This window comes from Denitrificimonas halotolerans (genome assembly GCF_034259425.1).
GTDB lineage: Bacteria > Pseudomonadota > Gammaproteobacteria > Pseudomonadales > Pseudomonadaceae > Denitrificimonas > Denitrificimonas halotolerans.
In genome coordinates this window covers 1-396 of the sequence record NZ_JAXIVU010000054.1, presented here as the reverse complement: position 1 = coordinate 396, position 396 = coordinate 1, and the positions used below count along the sequence as shown (strand labels likewise).

At 50.0% G+C, this 396-nt stretch carries 1 pseudogene; it reads left to right on the top strand.

The features are described from left to right. Positions 1 to 230: pseudogene (locus TOI97_RS13240) on the top strand (RNA-guided endonuclease InsQ/TnpB family protein); the annotation flags it as partial. Positions 231 to 396: the final 166 nt, after the last annotated feature.

Genomic DNA, 396 nt, shown 5'->3' with positions numbered 1-396 from the left:
TTGTCTGGAATTTTGTTAATGAATTAAGCCGCCGCTCGATTAAGGAGCGCGGTGTGTTTTTGTCTGCGTATGATATGCATCCCTACACTAAGGGCGCAGGTAAAGAGCTTGGCCTGCACAGCCAAACTTTACAGTGCATTGCAGGTGAGTATGTCACACGCCGCAAGCAGTTTAAGAAGGTGCGGTTGAACTGGCGCAAATCAGGCGGTGTAAGCCGCTCACTGGGCTAGATACCCGTCAATACAGGTGCGGCGCAATGGAAAAATGGTCAGGTCTACCACAACGGCCACTATTTTAAGGTCTGGGACAGCTACGGCTTGAACCAATACAAGTTTCGCTCGGCCAGTTTCAATGAAGATGCCCGTGGCCGCTGGTACTTCAATGTTGTGGTTGATA